Origin of the sequence: Pseudomonas sp. NFACC13-1, assembly GCF_900104425.1 — a bacterium.
Classification (GTDB): domain Bacteria; phylum Pseudomonadota; class Gammaproteobacteria; order Pseudomonadales; family Pseudomonadaceae; genus Aquipseudomonas; species Aquipseudomonas fluorescens_AA.
Genome location: NZ_FMXV01000003.1, coordinates 179,571 through 198,320, shown reverse-complemented (window position 1 = coordinate 198,320; position 18,750 = coordinate 179,571). Strand labels below are relative to the sequence as shown.

Genomic DNA, 18,750 nt, shown 5'->3' with positions numbered 1-18,750 from the left:
GATCTTGATCTTGATCTTGATCTTGATCTTTCGCTTGAGATCTAACTGTCTGGGACAAGATCGCAGCCTCGTTGCACTCGTCAGCTCCTACGGGTTGGTCATGCGTCAGGGTGGTGTGGGGATGAATTGACCTGATCGGCAATGTGTTGCGGCACCGGGATCTGAATCTCCAGCAGTTGCTGGGCGAACGCCTTGCCCTGGGGATCGATGCGCAGGCTGGCGACACCGCCGCCAGCGAGGGCGTTTTCCAACAGGAAATTCAAACTGTGGGTGCCCGGCAGGTACCAGCGTTCGACCCGGCCCAGCAGCGGGTCGAGCACATGGTTCATCCAGTCGACCATCACCTCCGGGGTCAGCGCCTCGGCGATCCAGGGCAGGTATTCGGGTTCCCGGGCGATCACGCCAATGTTGCTGTGGTTGCCCTTGTCGCCGGAGCGCGCCACCGCCAGTTTGATCAGCGGCACGCTGGCGTCGGCCCGGCCCTGGGGTTTGGGCGGGACCGGGGCGACCGGCAGATCGGTGGTGTGCAGCGGTTCGAAAGCGGGCAGGGGGCAAGGGTGGCGCTGGCCGTCGAGTTCGATGGCCAGCCGGCAGGTGGTTTTGTCGATCAGGAACGAGAACAGGCGAATCAACGGCGACACCGTCGGCCGGCCACCGACCAGGCCGGTCAGTCCCGGCGCCATGCCAGTGGCGGCCTGGGCGATTTCCCTGGAAAACAGCACCAGCGGTTGTTTATCCGGGTGCCGTACCGCCAGCTTGATCACCACCTCACGGCTGTCCCGGCGCCGGCCGTGCTGGCCATAGGTGGCTTCGCTGCCCAGCAGTTCGACGTTCACGTCGCTGTAGGGCGCCCAGCCACGTTGGCGCAACAGTTGCGAAGTCTTGGCGATGATCGCCTGGCTGACCCGTTCAGCCTTGGCCACCGCATCGATGCCGGCGATCAGGCAGGTGGCGGTGCAGCGCCAGCCGTCCAGCCAGGTGGCGCAGACCTTGTACCGGTCGTCGGGCGGCAGGCCCCTGGCCCCATGGACGCGCACGGCGTGCTTGCCTTGTTGGGTCAATCTGACCTGGCTGAAATCGCAGATCACGTCGGGCAGCAGGTAACCTTGCGGGTCGCCGATTTCGTAGAGCAACTGCTCGCCGACCGTCAGCGGCGTGACCAGCCCGCCGCTGCCTTCGGTCTTGGTGACAATGAACTGGCCATCGGCGCTGACTTCGACGACGGGAAAGCCGATGTGCTCGTAATCCGGCACTGCCTGCCAGTCGGTAAAATTACCGCCCGTGCACTGGGCGCCACACTCGATGAGATGCCCCGCGAGTGCGGCCTGGGCCAACCTGTCGTAATCGTCCCAGGCCCAGCCGAACTCATGCACCAGGGCCGCGCTGACCACGGCACTGTCCACCACGCGGCCGGTGATCACCACATCGGCGCCCAGGCGCAGCGCCTCGACGATGCCGGGGGCGCCGAGGTAGGCGTTGATGGACACACACGTGGGAGGCAGGGGCTCGCCGCTGAACATCTCGCCGATGCCCTGGGCGGCGAGCCGTTCGTGTTGCGGTTGCAGGTCATCACCCAGCAGCACGGCAATCTTCAGCGCTATGCCGGCCTGATCGCAGGCTGCTTGCAAAGCCCTTGCACAGGCCTGGGGATTGACCCCGCCGGCGTTGCTGATGACGCGGATCCCATCGTCGTGCAAACGCTGAAGCAGTGGGGTGAGGACCTCGATGAAGTCCGTGGCATAGCCGCTCGAAGCGTCTTTCAGGCGCGCCCCGGCCATGATCGACATCGTGACTTCGGCCAGATAGTCGAACACCAGGTAATCCAGCGCACCGCCCTCGACCAGTTGCGCCGCCGCCGTGCAGGTATCGCCCCAAAAGGCGCTGGCGCAACCGATTCGGATCGTTTTGGGCATGGCGTTCCCTCCGGCAAAGGTGATTCGAGACTACCAAGCAAGCGCTTGGTTTGTAAACGGCCGCCGGTTCTTCTGGCCGAGCGCTTGCTTGGCTGCTTCGCTCGGCTTAAATTGCCCGCGCCACCGATGGTTTGCTGTGCAGTGGCGGCGCGTTGGTTGATCGACTGTAGGAGAGAATGGGTGGACGAGCAAAAAGCCCTGGGCGTGATGCGTGAGCTGGTCGACAACGGGCAACTGACCGACCCGGACAGTGCGCGCGGCAAACTGCTCCAGACCGCCGCCCACCTGTTTCGCAACAAGGGCTTCGAGCGCACCACGGTACGCGACCTGGCCAGTGCCGTGGGCATCCAGTCGGGCAGCATCTTTCACCATTTCAAGAGCAAGGACGACATCCTGCGGGCGGTGATGGAAGAAACCATCCGCTACAACACCGCGTTGATGCGTGCGGCCCTGGCCGAGGCCGACAGCGTGCGCGAGCGGGTGCTGGCGCTGATTCGCTGCGAATTGCAGTCGATCATGGGCGGCACTGGCGAGGCCATGGCGGTGCTGGTCTATGAATGGCGTTCGCTCTCGCCGGACGGACAGCGGCACGTGCTGGCCCTGCGTGATACGTATGAAGACTTGTGGCTCGAGGTCCTGGGCCAGGCCAAGGAGGCCGGGTATATTCGCGGGGACGTGCCCATTACCCGGCGGTTCCTCACGGGGGCGTTGTCCTGGACCACCACCTGGTTTCGCGCCGAAGGCAGCCTGAGTCTCGATGAACTGGCCGAGCAGGCCCTGATCCTGGTGCTTGAAGAAAAACAATAATCGAACGGCGCTTTAAATGGCCGCATGGCTGGCTAAGCGGCTGAAACCGCCTAGCTTGATTGTAGTGATGGGGACTTTTGGGGAGTGGGTTATCTTGACGTTTTCGCCGATGGGGATGACCTCCCGTGTGCTGCTGGCCACTCTGGCCGTTTTCCTGGCGTTGCCGATCGAGGCGGCGCAACTGGTACGGATCGGCGCGGCACATTTTCCACCCTATACCGTTCGTCCCGAGAACGGTGCCGACACCGGCCTGCTGCCGCAGATGGTGGAGGCCTTGAACCAGTCGCAAAACGACTACCAGTTCGTCCTGGTGCCGACGTCGATCCCGCGCCGGTTCAATGATTTCAAGCAGGGCCGGGTCGACATGGCGATTTTCGAGAACCCCGAATGGGGTTGGCAGGATGTGCCGCACACGTCGGTGGACATGGGCCTGGAAGATGCCGAAGTCTTCGTCGCCCAGCGCCAGCCGGAGCGCCAGCAGAGTTATTTCGCCGACCTGAGGGGCAAGCGCCTGGCGCTGTTCAGCGGTTATCACTACGCCTTTGCCGAATTCAACGCCGACCCCAAGTTTCTCGCCGGTCAATACAACGCCACGCTGACGTATTCCCACGACAGCAATCTGCTGATGGTGCTGCGCGGGCGGGCGGATATCGCCCTGGTGACCCGTTCGTACCTCAACGATTACGTGCTGCGCAATCCCGAAGTCGGCCCGCAATTGCTGGTGTCTGAACGCATCGATCAGGTTTACCACCATTACGCGCTGATCCGGCCACAGGCGCCCATTTCCAGCGAAGCGTTCGCACAGTTGCTGCAAACCCTGCGGGATAACGGTCAGATGCTGAAGATTTTCCAGCCCTATCAGATCCAACTGGTCTCCATGCATTCCCGTTGAAGGCGACCCTAAATTTCCCGCCCCGGCTCACGTCACAGGTTGACTACCGACAAATACGCGAGCCGCTCCCATGTCCAACCTCAATCACCCGACGACGCTGCCCTTGCCCGGTGGCCGTCGCCTTGGCGCCGATGAAACCGAACGCCACCTGAGCCTGATGCTCGAAGGCGCGCCGCTGATCCGGTTGCGCCTTTTGCGCGGTCCCGAGTTGCATGTGCATTTGCAGGAAATCAACGATCGCCCGGTGGGGCCGGCGCTGTGGGCGGCCTGCTATTGGCTGTTTGCCCGGGATCCCGAGTGTCAGCACCTGACCTGGCACCTCGACGAGCGCCCCGGCGAAGCCTTGCTCAGCGGTTTATTGACGGTCACGGAGCGTGCCGGTGAATACCGCTGCGAGCGCACGATGTTCTGGCAATTGCCACAGCCCTGGCTGGGGGAATCGTTCAGCGGCAGTTACCCGCGACAGATGGTCATCACCGATGGCCGCCGCCATCCACGCCGGCCCATGAAACCGCATGGCGAGGTGTATCGACGTTTCGATGCGCGGCTGGGGGCCTGGGTGTCCTTGCGTACCCTGGAAATCGAGCAAGACCTGGAGCGTTTCAACCGCTGGCAGAACAGCCCGCGGGTGGCGAGCTTCTGGCAGGAGGAGGGCAGCCTGGAACAGCATCGCGAGTACCTGGGCAAGCTGCAGGCCGATCCCCGGGTCTTGACCCTGATCGGTTGCTTCGATGACCAGCCGTTCGCTTACTTCGAAGCCTATTGGGCCAAGGAGGATCGGATCGCGCCGTTCTATGAGGCCGACCACTATGATCGCGGCATCCACATGCTGGTGGGCGAAGAACAGCACCGCGGGCCGCACAAGGTGGCGAGCTGGTTGTCGGCGCTGGTGCATTACCTGTTCCTGGATGATCCGCGCACTCAACGCGTGGTCGCCGAGCCCCGGGCCGACAATGCGCGGATGATCGGGCACCTGCACAACCAGTGCTTCCATTGTGAAAAGGAATTCGATTTCCCCCACAAGCGCGCGGCGCTGATGATCCTGGGGCGTGAACGGTTCTTTGATCGGTGTGGGTTGATGTAAGGCCTTATGGCCTCATCGCGAGCAAGCTCGCTCCCACAGTTTTGTGGTCACTGAAGATCCACTGTGGGAGCGAGCTTGCTCGCGATGAGGCCGGCAAAACCACCGCAAGTTACCGCCGGGCGAAAGTATCCCCCCGAACCCCCGACACCTTGCGGCAATGCACCAGGGCGTCGCGGATCATGAAGTTCACCAGGGTCGGCGAGACCCCCAGTTCCTTGGCGATGTCCTTCTGTGGCACGCCGTGCAGGCGGTACATCTCGAAGGCATAGCGGGTGCGGCTGGGCAGTTCGGTCAGCGCGTCGGCGATGTGCTCCAGCGTGGAGAAGTTGATATGGGAGGTTTCTGGCGAAGCCCCCTGGATCACCACGTTCAACCCTTCCTCCTCCGGCCCCGAGTATTTCTGTTCCAGCGCCTGCTTGCGGTAGTGGTCGATCGCCAGGTTGCGCACGATCTGGAACAGATAACTGAGTTGCGCCTTGAACGAGGAGGTGATCTGTGGGGCCGATTGCAGCCGGAAAAAAGCGTCCTGCACCACATCTTCCGCGCGGGACCGGCAACCGGTAATACGCGCCGCGATCTTGACCAGGATCAGTCGGTTATCGACGAACGCCTGGAGTAACGGTGAGTCGCACCTGCTTGTGGATACTTGTTCCGTCATGGAATTCACCTTGCTGCAAAAAGTTAGCGGGACGTCCGGATGCCGGACCCGTCCTACACATCGAGCGCCAAATTAGGCTTAATGATAATGATTGTCAATTGAGAAGAAGAATTATTGATGTGAGAAAGTCCAGCCTCGGCGCGGCGACCCATTGCCGCGGTGCCTGGCCGCTGGCTGCTTGGCTGCATGCCTCGGTGGGTCGGCTGCCCGACTAATTATTTGCCGCGGCTATCCGTTCCATGGGGGACAACTTGCAAGCCGAATTCAGGCAGGAAACCCCCATGACCGACGCGTTCGAACTCCCCAGCACCCTGGCTCATGCCCTCCAGCGCCGCGCCGCGTTGACGCCGGACCGGGTGGCCCTGCGCTTCCTTGCCGACACCCCTGGGCAGAGTGTGGTGTTGAGTTATCGCGACCTGGACCTGCGCGCCCGGACCATCGCCGGCGCCTTGCAGGCCGAAGCGGCGCAGGGCGATCGCGCCGTGCTGTTGTTTCCCAGTGGCCCGGATTACGTCGCGGCGTTCTTTGGCTGCCTCTACGCCGGGGTGATCGCGGTGCCGGCCTATCCGCCGGAATCCGCCCGTCGGCACCATCAGGAGCGCCTGCTGTCGATCATCGCCGACGCCGAACCGCGCCTACTGCTCACCAGCAGCGATCTGCGCGAGCCGTTGCAAGCCATCGAGTCGGCGCCGCCGGTGTTGTGCGTCGATACCCTCGACCCGGCCCACGCCGGGCAATGGCGGATGCCGACGCTGCAGGACGATGACATTGCCTTCCTGCAATACACCTCCGGCTCCACCGCGCTGCCCAAGGGGGTGCAGGTCAGCCACGGCAACCTGGTGGCCAACGAACTGCTGATTCGCCATGGCTTCGGCATCGACCTGAACCCCGACGACGTCATCGTCAGCTGGCTGCCGCTGTACCACGACATGGGCCTGATCGGCGGTCTGTTGCAGCCGGTGTTCAGCGGCGTCCCCTGCGTATTGATGTCCCCGGCTTACTTCCTGGCCCGACCCCTGCGTTGGCTCGAAGCGATCAGCGAGTACGGCGGCACCATCAGCGGCGGCCCGGATTTCGCCTATCGGTTGTGCAGCGAACGGGTCAGTGATTCGGCCCTGGAACGTCTCGACCTGAGCGGCTGGCGCGTGGCCTATTCCGGCTCCGAGCCGATCCGCCTCGATACCCTGGAGCGTTTTGCCGGGAAATTCGCTCCGAGCGGTTTCACGCCGGACAATTTCATGGCCTCCTATGGCCTGGCCGAAGCGACCTTGTTCGTCGCCGGCACGCCGCGCCGCCACGGCATTCCTTCGTTGCAAGTGGATGACGCGGCGTTGGCGCAGAACCGGGCCGAGCCGGGGCAGGGCAGCGCGGTGATGAGTTGCGGTGTCAGCCAGCCCGGGCACGCGGTGCTGATCGTCGAGCCCGCCACGTTGCAGCCGTTGGCCGACAATCAGGTCGGTGAAGTCTGGGCCGCCGGGCCGAGCATCGCCCTGGGTTACTGGCGCAACCCTGAAGCCAGCGCCAAAACCTTTGTCCAGCACGACGGCCGGACCTGGCTGCGCACTGGCGACCTGGGTTTCCGGCGCGGCGGCGAACTGTTCATCACCGGTCGCCTGAAAGACCTGCTGATCGTGCGCGGGCACAATCTCTATCCCCAGGACATCGAGCAAACCATCGAGCGCGAAGTGGAGGTGGTGCGCAAGGGCCGGGTGGCGGCGTTCGCGGTCAACGACAACGGCGAGGAGGGCATCGGCATCGCTGCGGAAATCAGCCGCAGCGTGCAGAAAATCCTGCCGCCCGAAGCCTTGATCAACGCCATTCGCCAGGCCGTGGCCGAGGCCTGCCAGCAAGCCCCGAGCGTGGTGGTGCTGCTCAATCCCGGCGCGCTGCCCAAGACCTCCAGCGGCAAGTTGCAGCGCTCGGCCTGCCGCATCCGGTTGGCCGACGGCAGTTTGGACAGTTACGCACAGTTCCCGTCAGCCACAGCAGATGTGGTTGACGAACCCGCGCCGGCCTCCGGGTTGCAAGCCCTCATCGGTCAGGTCTGGCGGGAGCAGTTGCAGGTCGAGCAAGTCCGGGCCGACGATCATTTCTTCCTGCTGGGCGGCAACTCCATCGCCGCCACTCAGGTGATCGCACGCCTGAGCGAAACCCTCGGGCTGGCGCTCAACCTGCGCCTGCTGTTCGAAGCGCCGACCCTGGCTGCGTTCGCGGCGGCGGTGGCGAACCAGCAGCAGGATGGCGGCCAGGCCCAGGGCGCGATCAGCCCATTGTCGCGCCATGCGCCACTGCCGCAATCCCTGGCGCAGAACCGTTTGTGGATCACCTGGCAGCTCGACCCGGCGAGCCGTGCCTACAACATTCCCGGCGCCTTGCACCTGCGCGGCGAGCTGGACGAAGACGCGCTGCGGGCCAGTTTCCAGCAACTGATCGAGCGTCACGAGTCCTTGCGCACGCGGTTCCTGGAGCGGGATGGGGTGGCCTTGCAACAGGTCGATCCGGCCGGCGAATTCAAGCTGCAGGTGATCGATCTCAGTGACGAACCTGCCAACCGGCGCGAAGCCCGGGCGCGGCAGCTTCGAGAAGACGAAGCGGCCACGCTGTTCGATCTGGAGAAGGGGCCGCTGCTGCGGGTCACCCTGTTGCGCCTCGACGAGGACGACCATCAACTGCTGGTGACGCTGCACCACATCATCGCCGACGGCTGGTCGATGAATGTATTGATCGAAGAATTCTCCCGCATGTACGCCGCCGCGTCCCAAGGCCAGGTTGCTGAACTGGCGCCATTGCCTTTGCAATACGCCGACTACGGCAGTTGGCAACGCCAGTGGCTCGCCCAGGGCGAGGCCGAGCGCCAACTGAGCTACTGGAAGCAACAACTGGGCGCTGAACAATCGGCCCTGGTGCTGGGCACGGATCATCCACGCAGCGCTCAACGCCAGCGTAGCGCCGCGCGGCACAGCCTGCGCCTGGACAAGGACCTCGGCGAGGCCCTGCGCCACGTGGCCCAGGCCCATGACGCGACGCCGTTCATGCTGTTGCTGGCAGCCTTCCAGGCGCTGTTGCAGCGTTACACCGGGCAATCCGACATCCGCGTCGGTGTGCCCAACGCCAATCGTCCGCGCCTGGACACCCAGGGGTTGATCGGCTTCTTCATCAACACCCAGGTGCTGCGCGGGCAGGTCGATTCCCGTCAACCGTTCGCCGCGCTGCTGGCCCAGGCCCGGGAAGCCACGCTGGGGGCCCAGGCTCACCAGGACTTGCCATTCGAGCAACTGCTCGAAGCGTTTCCCGAGGCGCGCGAGCAAGGCCTGTTCCAGGTGATGTTCAACCACCAGCAGCGTGACCTGAGTGCCTTGCGCCGTCTGCCGGGGCTGCTGGCCGAGGAGTTGCCGTGGCACAGCCGCGAAGCCAAGTTCGATCTGCAATTGCACAGCGAAGAAGATCGCAACGGTCGGTTGACCCTGTCGTTCGACTACGCCGATGAACTGTTCGAGGCGGCGACCATCGAGCGGATGGCAGCCCATTACTGCAATCTGTTGCGGGCGGTCTGTGCCGATCCGCAGCAAGCCATCGGCGACGTAGCGTTATTGACCGCCGATGAACACAGCCAACAGCAGCAGTGGAGCGCGGCTCCGTGCGCGCCGGCCAGCCAATGGCTGCCGGAGCTGTTGAACGAGCAGGCCCGCGGCACGCCGCAACGGATCGCCCTGCGCTGGGACGGTGGTCAACTCGATTATGCCGAGCTGCACGCCCAGGCCAACCGCCTGGCCCATTACCTGCGGGACAAGGGTGTTGGCCCGGACGTGTGCGTGGCGATTGCCGCCGAGCGTTCGCCACAGTTGCTTATCGGCGTGTTGGCCATCATCAAGGCCGGCGGTGCCTATGTGCCGCTGGATGCGGACTACCCGGCCGAACGCCTGGCCTACATGCTCGACGACAGCGGCGTCGACCTGCTGCTGACCCAGACCGCGTTGCTGGAGCGCTTGCCAGCCTGCGACGGCGTCAGTGTCATCGCCATGGACGCCCTGCACCTGGAACAATGGCCGAGCAACCCGCCGGGCCTGCACCTGCACGGCGATCACCTGGCCTACGTGATCTACACCTCCGGCTCCACCGGACAGCCCAAAGGCGTCGGCAACACCCACGCGGCTTTGGCCGAGCGCCTGCAATGGATGCAAGCGACCTATGGGCTGGATGCCACCGATGTGCTGATGCAAAAGGCCCCCATCAGCTTCGACGTGTCGGTCTGGGAATGCTTCTGGCCCCTGATCACCGGCAGTCAACTGGTCCTGGCCGGGCCCGGCGAGCACCGTGACCCGCACCGCATCGCCCAGTTGGTGCAGCAGTTTGGCGTCACCACGCTGCACTTCGTGCCGCCGCTGCTCAGCCTGTTTGTCGAAGAGCCGCTGAGCGCCCGCTGCATCAGCCTGCGCCGGCTGTTCTGCGGTGGCGAAGCCTTGCCGGCGGAATTGCGCAACCGGGTGTTGGCGCAACTGCCGTCGGCGCAATTGCACAACCGCTACGGCCCGACCGAAACCGCGATCAACGTCACCCATTGGCATTGCACCGAAGCTGATGGCGAGCGCTCGCCCATCGGCCGTCCCCTGGGCAACGTGCTGTGCCGGGTGCTCGACAGCGACCTCAATCCCGTGCCGGCCGGTGTGCCGGGCGAGCTGTGCATTGGCGGCCTGGGCCTGGCCCGGGGTTACCTCGGGCGTCCGGGCCTGAGCGCCGAGCGTTTCGTCGCCGACCCGATGGGGCCGGCCGGTGCGCGGTTGTACCGCACCGGCGACCGGGCGCGTTGGGGCGCTGACGGCGTGATCGAATACCTCGGCCGCCTCGACCAGCAGGTCAAGCTGCGCGGCTTCCGGGTCGAGCCGCAGGAAATCGAAGCGCGCCTGCTGGCCCAGGACGGCGTCGCCCAAGTGGCGGTGCTGGTGCGTGACACCTCGGCCGGCCCGCAGTTGATCGGTTATTACACCGCGCCGGAGCTCGCCCACGGCCAGGACGAATTGAACACCCGGCTCAAGGCCTCCCTGGCCGCCGAACTGCCGGACTACATGGTGCCCGCCCAACTGCTGCGCCTGGACGCCATGCCCTTGAGCCCGAGCGGCAAGCTCGATCGCCGCGCCTTGCCTGAACCGCAATGGCAGGTGCGCGAGCATGTCGAGCCGGTCAGTGCCCTCCAACAGCAAATCGCCGGCATCTGGCGCGACGTGCTGGGACTGGCGCGCATCGGCTTGCGGGACGATTTTTTTGCCCTCGGCGGTCATTCGCTGCTGGCGACCCAGATCATTTCCCGCACTCGCCAGGCCTGTGACGTGGAACTGCCATTACGGGCGCTGTTCGAGGCGAGCGAGCTGGGCGCTTTCGCCGAACAAGTGCGCTTGATCCAGGCCAGCGGCCAGACCAATCGCCAGCCGCCCATCGAGAAGGTCGACCGCAGCCAACCGGTGCCGCTGTCGTATTCCCAGCAGCGCATGTGGTTCCTCTGGCAGATGGAGCCGGACAGCCCGGCCTACAACGTCGGCGGCATGGCGCGGTTGCGCGGGGTGCTGGATGTCGGGCGCTTCGAGGCGGCCTTGCAGGCGTTGATCCTGCGCCACGAAACCCTGCGCACCACGTTCCCGAGCGTCGACGGCGTGGCCTGCCAACAGGTGCACGGCGAGACGGGCCTGCGCATGGACTGGAAGGACTTCTCGAGGCTGGCCGCTGACATTCGTCGGCAGCGGGTGCAGCAACTGGCCGACAGCGAGGCCCACCAGCCCTTCGACCTGGAAACCGGGCCGTTGCTGCGGGCCTGCCTGGTCAAGACCGCCGAGCATGAGCATTACTTTGTGCTGACGCTGCACCACATCGTCACCGAAGGCTGGGCGATGGACATTTTCGCCCGTGAACTGAGCGCGCTGTACGAAGCCTTTGTCGATGACCGTGAATCTCCGCTGGAGCCGTTGCCGGTGCAGTACCTGGACTACAGCGTCTGGCAGCGCCAGTGGCTGGAATCCGGCGAGCGTCAACGGCAGCTGGACTACTGGACCGCGCAACTGGGCCGCGAGCATCCGCTGCTGGAACTGCCCGGCGACCGCCCGCGTCCTTCGGTGCAAAGCCATCGCGGTGAACTGTTCCGTTTCGATCTCGGTGATGAGCTGGCCGCGCGGGTGCGCGCCTTCAATGCGCAACAGGGCCTGACCCTGTTCATGACCATGACCGCCGCCCTGGCCGTGTTGCTCTACCGCTACAGCGGCCAGACCGACCTGCGCATCGGCGCGCCGGTGGCCAACCGCATCCGCCCGGAAAGCGAAGGGTTGATCGGTGCGTTCCTCAACACCCAAGTGCTGCGTTGCCAGCTCGACGGGCAAATGTCGGTGGGCGAACTGTTCGAACAGGTGCGCCACACCGTGATCGAAGGCCAGTCCCATCAGGACCTGCCGTTCGATCATCTGGTGGAAGCCCTGCAACCGCCGCGCAGTGCGGCCTACAATCCGTTGTTCCAGGTGATGTGCAACGTGCAGCGCTGGGAGTTCCAGCAGAGCCGCACACTGGCCGGCATGACCGTCGAATACCTGGTCAACGACGCCCGGGCCACCAAGTTCGACCTGAACCTGGAGGTCACCGACCTGGATCAGCGCCTGGGTTGCTGCCTGACCTACAGCACCGACCTGTTCGACGAACCGCGCATCGCGCGTATGGCCGGGCACTGGCGCAACCTCCTGCAAGCGCTGCTGGACGATCCGGGCCGACGGCTGAGCGAGTTGCCGTTGCTCGATGCGGGTGAGCAGCAACACCTGCTCGACAGCCTGGGCGTCGAGCCCGGTGAGCATCGCCTGGACCAATGCATCCACCCACTGTTCGCCGAACAGGCCCGGGCGCGTCCCGACGCGCCGGCCCTGACGTTCGCCGGGCAGACCCTGACGTATGCGCAACTGGACAGTCGCGCCAATCGCCTGGCCTGGCGCCTGCGCGAGGCAGGCGTCGGGCCGCAGGTGCGGGTGGGCCTGGCCCTGGAGCGTTCGCTGGAAATGGTCGTTGGCCTGCTGGCGATTCTCAAGGCCGGCGGTGCCTACGTGCCGCTGGATCCGGAATACCCGCTGGATCGCCTGCACTACATGATCGAAGACAGTGGCATCAGCCTGCTGCTCAGCGACCGGGCGATGCTCCGGGCTCTCGGTGCATTGCCCGACGGCGTGGGCCGCTGGTGCCTGGAAGACGATTCGCCGGCCTTGGCGCAGTACCCGGATCACCCGCTGCCGTTGATCAACCTGCCGCAACACCAGGCCTACCTGATCTACACCTCCGGCTCCACCGGCAAGCCCAAGGGCGTGGTGGTGTCCCACGGTGAAATCGCCATGCATTGCCAAGCGGTGATCCAGCGCTTTGGCATGCGCCCGGACGACTGCGAGCTGCATTTCTATTCCATCAACTTCGATGCGGCCACCGAACGCCTCTTGGTGCCGCTGCTCAGTGGTGCCCACGTGGTGTTGCGGGCCCAGGGCCAGTGGGACGCCGAGGAAATCTGCGGGCTGATTCGCCAGCATCGCATCAACATCCTGGGGTTCACCCCCAGCTACGGCAGCCAGTTGGCGCAGTGGTTGGCGACCCAGGGCCAGACCTTGCCGGTGCGCATGTGCATCACCGGCGGCGAAGCCCTGACGGGAGAGCATTTGCAGCGCATTCGCGCGGCGTTCAGCCCGAGCCTGTTTTTCAATGCCTATGGCCCGACCGAAACCGTGGTCATGCCCCTGGCGAGCCTGGCCCCCGAGCAATTGGAGGAGGGCGCGGCCAGTGTGCCGATTGGCAGCGTGATCGGTGCCCGGGTGGCCTACATCCTCGACGCCGACCTGGCGTTGGTACCGCCAGGCGCCATGGGCGAGTTGTATGTAGGCGGCGCCGGTCTGGCCCAGGGGTATCACCAGCGTCCGGGGATGACCGCCGAGCGTTTCGTCGCCGACCCGTTCGCCACCGACGGAGGACGCCTCTATCGCACCGGCGACCTGGTGCGCCAGCGCCCCGACGGGCTGGTGGAGTACCTGGGACGGATCGACCATCAGGTGAAGATCCGTGGTTTCCGCATCGAACTGGGGGAAATCGAAACCCGCCTGCTGGAACATGAGGCGGTGCGCGAGGCCGTGGTCCTGGCCCTCGACACGCCTGGCGGCAAGCAGCTGGCCGGCTACCTGGTGAGCGACATCGCCAGCCAGGACGACGAGCGACAAGCGGCCCTGCGCGACGCCTTGAAAAACCACCTCAAGGCCCAGTTGCCGGACTACATGGTGCCCACGCACCTGATCCTGCTGGCGAGCATGCCGCTGACCGCCAACGGCAAGCTCGACCGCCGCGCCTTGCCGTTGCCCGATCCTGAGCTCAATCGCCAACACTACGTGGCGCCGAGCAATGCCCTGGAACAGACCTTGGCGGCGATCTGGTGCGACGTGCTGAACGTGGCGCAGGTGGGCCTCAACGATAATTTCTTCGAATTGGGCGGTGATTCGATCCTGTCCATCCAGGTGGTCAGCCGTGCCCGGCAACAGGGCATTCATTTCACGCCCCGGGACTTGTTCCAGCACCAGACCGTACAGACCCTGGCCGCCGTCGCCACGCGCAGCCAGCACGTGCATGCCGAGCAGGGCCTGTTGCAGGGCGAGTCCGGGTTGACGCCGATCCAGCACTGGTTTTTCGACCGCCCGATCCCCAACCGCCATCACTGGAACCAGGCGTTGCTGCTGGAGCCGACCACGGCCCTGGACCCGCAACGGCTGGAACAGGCGCTGCGTAGCGTCTTCCAGCACCACGATGCCTTGCGCCTGGGTTTCGACGAAAGCGCCGGACGTTGGCGCGCCGAGCACCAGTCGCTGGCTGACGCTGTGCTGCTGCAGCAGGTCTGCGTGGACACTGCCCAGGCGTGCGAAGCGTTGTTTGCCGAGACGCAGAGCCGTTTCAATCTAGCCTCCGGGCCGTTGCTGCGTGCCGTGCTGGCGCAGTTGCCGGATGGCCGGCAACGGTTGTTGATCGTCATTCATCACCTGGTGGTGGACGGTGTGTCGTGGCGGGTGCTGATGGACGATCTGCAAACCGTCTACCGCCAGCTCGTCGCCGGGCAGGCGGCGCAACTGCCGGCCAAGACCAGCCCGTTGCGCGACTGGGCCGCGCGTTTGCGGGCCTACGCCGGCAGCGAGTCCCTGCGCGAGGAGCTGGGTTGGTGGCAAGCGCAGTTGAGTGGCGCACAAGTGCAACTGCCGTGCGCGAATCCTGACGGCGGGTTGCAGGAGCGCCACGGGCAAACCGTCAGCGTGCGCCTGGACGCCGAGCGTACCCGGCAACTGCTGCAACAGGCGCCAAGCGCTTACCGCACCCAGGTCAATGACCTGCTGCTCACGGCGTTGGCCCGGGTGCTGTGCCGTTGGAGCGGCCATGATTCGGCCTTGGTCCAGCTCGAAGGCCACGGCCGCGAAGCGCTGTTCGACGACCTCGACCTGACCCGCACCGTCGGCTGGTTCACCAGCGTCTATCCTGTGCGCCTGAGTCCGGCGGTTGAAGATTTCAGCGTCTCGATCAAGGCCATCAAGGAGCAACTGCGCGCGGTGCCCCACAAGGGCCTCGGTTATGGTGTGCTGCGTTACCTGGCGGACGCGCCGACACGCGAGGCGATGGCCGGTCTGCCGCAGGCGGCGATCACCTTCAACTACCTGGGGCAGCTCGACCAGACCCTGGGCCAGGAGGCGCTGTTCCAGCCGCTGGATGCGCCGTTGGGGGCCATCCACGATCCCGATGCGCCGCTCCCCAACGTGCTGAGCGTCGACAGCCAGGTCAGCGGTGGCGAGCTGGTGCTGCGCTGGACTTTCAGTGCCCAGCGCCATGAGCACCAGGCCATCGCCGCCCTGGCCGAGGCTTACCTCGATGAGTTGCAACGCCTCATCGAACACTGCCTGACGGACGAGGCGGGCGGGCTGACGCCATCGGACTTCCCCCTGGCGAAGCTGACCCAGGGCCAGCTCGACAGCCTGCCCGTGCCGGCCGCGCAGATCGAAGACGTCTACCCGTTGACGCCCATGCAGGAAGGCATGCTGTTGCATACCCTGCTGGAGCCGGGCACCGGCCTGTACTACATGCAGGATCGCTACCGCATCGACAGCGCACTGGACCCGCAGCGTTTTGCCCAGGCCTGGCAGGCGGTCATCGCCCGTCACGAAGCCTTGCGCGCGTCGTTCTGCTGGAACGTCGGCGAAGACATGCTGCAAATCATCCACAAGCCAGGCCGCACGCCGGTGGATTACCTCGACTGGTGCGAGGTGCCTGAAGACGCCCAGGAAGCCAAGCTCCAGGCCCTGCTCAAGGATGAGCGTGAGGCCGGTTTCGATCTGTTGAACCAGGCGCCATTCCACCTGCGGCTGATTCGGGTCGGCGCGGCGCGCTACTGGTTCATGATGAGTAACCACCACATCCTCATCGATGCCTGGTGCCGTTCGCTGCTGATGGACGACTTCTTCGAGATCTACACCGCCCTGGGCGAGCAGCGCGAGCCGCAGTTGGCCGTGCCGCCGCGCTATCGCGACTACATCGGCTGGCTGCAACACCAGAGCCTGGATGAAGCCCGGCAGTGGTGGAAGCGCAATCTGCAAGGCTTCGAGCGGACCACGCCGATCCCTGGCGACCGGCCGTTCCTGCGCGAGCACGCCGGTGACAGCGGCGGCATGATCGTCGGCGACTGCTACACCCGTCTCGATGCCCGGGACGGCGCACGGCTGCGGGAACTGGCCCAGGCCCATCAACTGACGGTCAACACCTTCGCCCAGGCGGCGTGGGCCCTGGTCCTGCGCCGGGTCAGCGGCGACCGCGACGTGCTGTTCGGCGTCACCGTGGCCGGGCGCCCGGTGGAACTGCCGCAGATGCAACGCACCGTCGGGCTGTTCATCAACAGTATCGCTTTGCGCGTGCAGATGCCCGAGGACCATCAGCGCTGCAGCGTGCGCCAGTGGCTCAGCGATTTGCTGGACAGCAACATGCAACTGCGCGAGTACGAATACCTGCCGCTGGTGAGCATCCAGGACGTCAGCGAACTGCCCAAGGGCCAACCGCTGTTCGACAGCCTGTTCGTGTTCGAGAACGCGCCGGTGGAAGTCTCGGTGCTGGACCGTGCCCAAAGCCTCAATGCCACCTCCGACTCGGGCCGTACCCACACCAATTTCCCGTTGACGGCGGTCTGCTACCCGGGGGATGACCTGGGGCTGCACCTTTCCTACGACCAGCGCTACTTCGATGAAGCCACCGTCCAGGGTTTGCTGAGTGAGTTCAAGCGGCTGCTGCTGGCGCTGATGGAAGGCTTGCACGGTGACATGAGCGAGTTGCCGCTGATCGGTGCCCAAGAGCAGGACTTCCTGATCGAAGGCTGCAACCAGAGCGAGCATGCCTATCCGCTGGAGCAGAGCTACGTCGAGCTGTTCGAGGCGCGGGTCGCGGTCCATCCGCAACGTCTTGCGGTCAGTTGCCTGGACACGACCTACAGCTACGCCGAGTTGAATGCGCGCAGCAACCGCCTCGGCCACGCGCTGATCGCGGCCGGGGTCGGTCTGGATCAGCCGGTGGCGTTGCTGGCTGAACGGGATGCGCAACTGCTGGGCATGATCATCGGCAGCTTCAAGGCTGGTGCCGGCTACTTGCCGCTGGATCCCGGCCTGCCGAGCCAGCGCCTGAGCCGCATCATCGAATTGAGCCGCACGCCTTTGCTGGTCTGCACCCAGGCCTGCCAGGCCCAGGCCCAGGCGTTGCTGGACGAGTTCGCCTGTTCCGGACGGCCGAAGCTGCTGGTGTGGGAAACCGTCCAGGCCGGCGACTTTTCGCCGCAAAACCCGGGCGTCTACAGCGGGCCGGACAATCTCGCCTACGTGATCTACACCTCCGGCTCCACCGGCCTGCCCAAAGGCGTGATGGTGGAACAGCGGGGCATGCTCAACAACCAGCTGAGCAAAGTGCCGTACCTGGCGCTGAGCGAGGCGGATGTCATCGCCCAGACGGCGTCCCAAAGCTTCGATATTTCGGTCTGGCAGTTCCTGGCCGCGCCGTTGTTCGGCGCCCGGGTCGACATCGTGCCCAACGCCATCGCCCACGACCCGCAAGGGTTGCTGGAGCATGTGCAGCAACAGGGCATCACCGTGCTGGAAAGCGTGCCGTCGCTGATCCAGGGCATGCTCGCCCAGGAGCGCATCGGTCTGGACGGCCTGCGCTGGATGCTGCCCACCGGCGAGGCGATGCCGCCGGAGCTGGCCCATCAATGGTTGCTGCGCTATCCGGACATTGGTCTGGTGAATGCCTACGGGCCGGCGGAATGCTCCGATGACGTGGCGTTCTTCCGCGTCGACCAGGCGTCGACCCGTGGCACTTACCTGCCGATTGGTACGCCCACCGACAACAACCGTTTGTACCTGCTCGACGGCGCGCTGGACCTGGTGCCGCTGGGGGCGGTGGGTGAGCTGTGCGTGGCGGGCACCGGGGTCGGGCGCGGTTATGTCAGCGATCCGTTGCGCACCGCCCCGGTCTTTGTGCCCAACCCGTTCGGGGCACCGGGAGAGCGGCTGTACCGCACCGGCGACCTGGCGCGGCGGCGCAGCGACGGGGTGTTGGAGTACGTCGGGCGCATCGACCATCAGGTGAAGATTCGCGGCTACCGCATCGAGCTGGGGGAAATCGAAGCGCGCTTGCATGAACAGCCGGAAGTGCGCGATGGGGCGGTGGGCGTGCAGGAGGGCGCCAATGGCAAGCATCTGGTGGGCTACCTCGTGGCCTCCGACTCGGCACTCAAACCCGCCGAACGCCTGGAGCGCATCAAGCAGCGCCTGCGGGCCGAACTGCCGGAATACATGGTGCCGCTGCACTGGCTGTGGCTCGATCGCCTGCCCCTCAACGCCAATGGCAAGCTCGACCGCAAGGCCTTGCCGGCCCTGGAGATCGGCCAGTTGCAAAGCCAGGACTATCAGGCACCCGGCAATGAACTGGAGCAGACCCTGGCAGACATCTGGGCCCAGGTGCTGAAAGTCGAGCGGGTGGGGGTACGGGACAACTTCTTCGAACTGGGCGGTCATTCCTTGCTGGCGACGCAAATCGCCTCACGGGTGCAAAAGGCCCTGCAACGCAACGTGCCGCTGCGGGCAATGTTCGAGTGCAGCACGGTGCTGGAACTGGCCGATTACATCGAGGGGCTGGCGGCCAGCGAAATCACTGAGGAGAAGGTGGATCGGTTGAATGATTTGATGGCGGAGTTGGAAGGGTTGTAGTTTTGCGGCGTCTATGAAGACCTCTTCGCGAGCAAGCTCGCTCCCACAGGATTTTGTGAACGACGCAAATCCCATGTGGGAGCGAGCTTGCTCGCGATGGCGTCAGTCCTGACACAGCAAAGCCCAAG

6 protein-coding genes are annotated in these 18,750 nt (G+C 65.0%); 4 read left to right on the top strand and 2 right to left on the bottom strand.

Annotated features, from left to right (window positions below):
• Positions 1-98: 98 nt before the first annotated feature.
• Positions 99-1,913 (bottom strand): acyclic terpene utilization AtuA family protein, encoded by a 1,815-nt coding sequence (locus BLQ55_RS05550; protein ID WP_092252839.1) that lies wholly within the window; start codon positions 1,911-1,913, stop codon positions 99-101.
• A 180-nt stretch (positions 1,914-2,093) separates the two neighbouring features.
• On the opposite strand from BLQ55_RS05550, the gene BLQ55_RS05545 reads away from it, so the two are divergent.
• The 3 genes from BLQ55_RS05545 to BLQ55_RS05535 all read left to right on the top strand — a co-directional run bounded on the left by BLQ55_RS05545 (position 2,094) and on the right by BLQ55_RS05535 (position 4,696).
• A complete protein-coding gene (locus BLQ55_RS05545) occupies positions 2,094-2,720 on the top strand; it encodes a TetR/AcrR family transcriptional regulator (RefSeq protein ID WP_092252837.1) in 627 nt (208 codons plus the stop codon).
• Positions 2,721-2,835: 115 nt separating this feature from the next.
• The gene (locus tag BLQ55_RS05540) at positions 2,836-3,612 is read left to right on the top strand and encodes a substrate-binding periplasmic protein (protein WP_170847548.1); all 777 of its coding nucleotides are present in this window, start codon (positions 2,836-2,838) and stop codon (positions 3,610-3,612) included.
• Positions 3,613-3,682: 70 nt separating this feature from the next.
• Entirely contained in the window at positions 3,683-4,696 is a 1,014-nt protein-coding gene (locus tag BLQ55_RS05535; RefSeq protein WP_092252835.1) for a GNAT family N-acetyltransferase, read from the top strand.
• Between the two features lie 109 nt (positions 4,697-4,805).
• On the opposite strand, the gene BLQ55_RS05530 is transcribed toward BLQ55_RS05535, so the two are convergent.
• Positions 4,806-5,354, bottom strand: a complete 549-nt coding sequence (locus tag BLQ55_RS05530) for an RNA polymerase factor sigma-70 (RefSeq protein ID WP_024619408.1) — start codon at positions 5,352-5,354, stop codon at positions 4,806-4,808.
• 281 nt (positions 5,355-5,635) lie between these two features.
• Between BLQ55_RS05530 and BLQ55_RS05525 the strand changes: the two genes are divergently transcribed.
• Positions 5,636-18,622, top strand: coding sequence for a non-ribosomal peptide synthetase (locus tag BLQ55_RS05525; protein ID WP_092252833.1), 12,987 nt, complete (start codon positions 5,636-5,638; stop codon positions 18,620-18,622).
• Positions 18,623-18,750 lie beyond the last annotated feature (128 nt).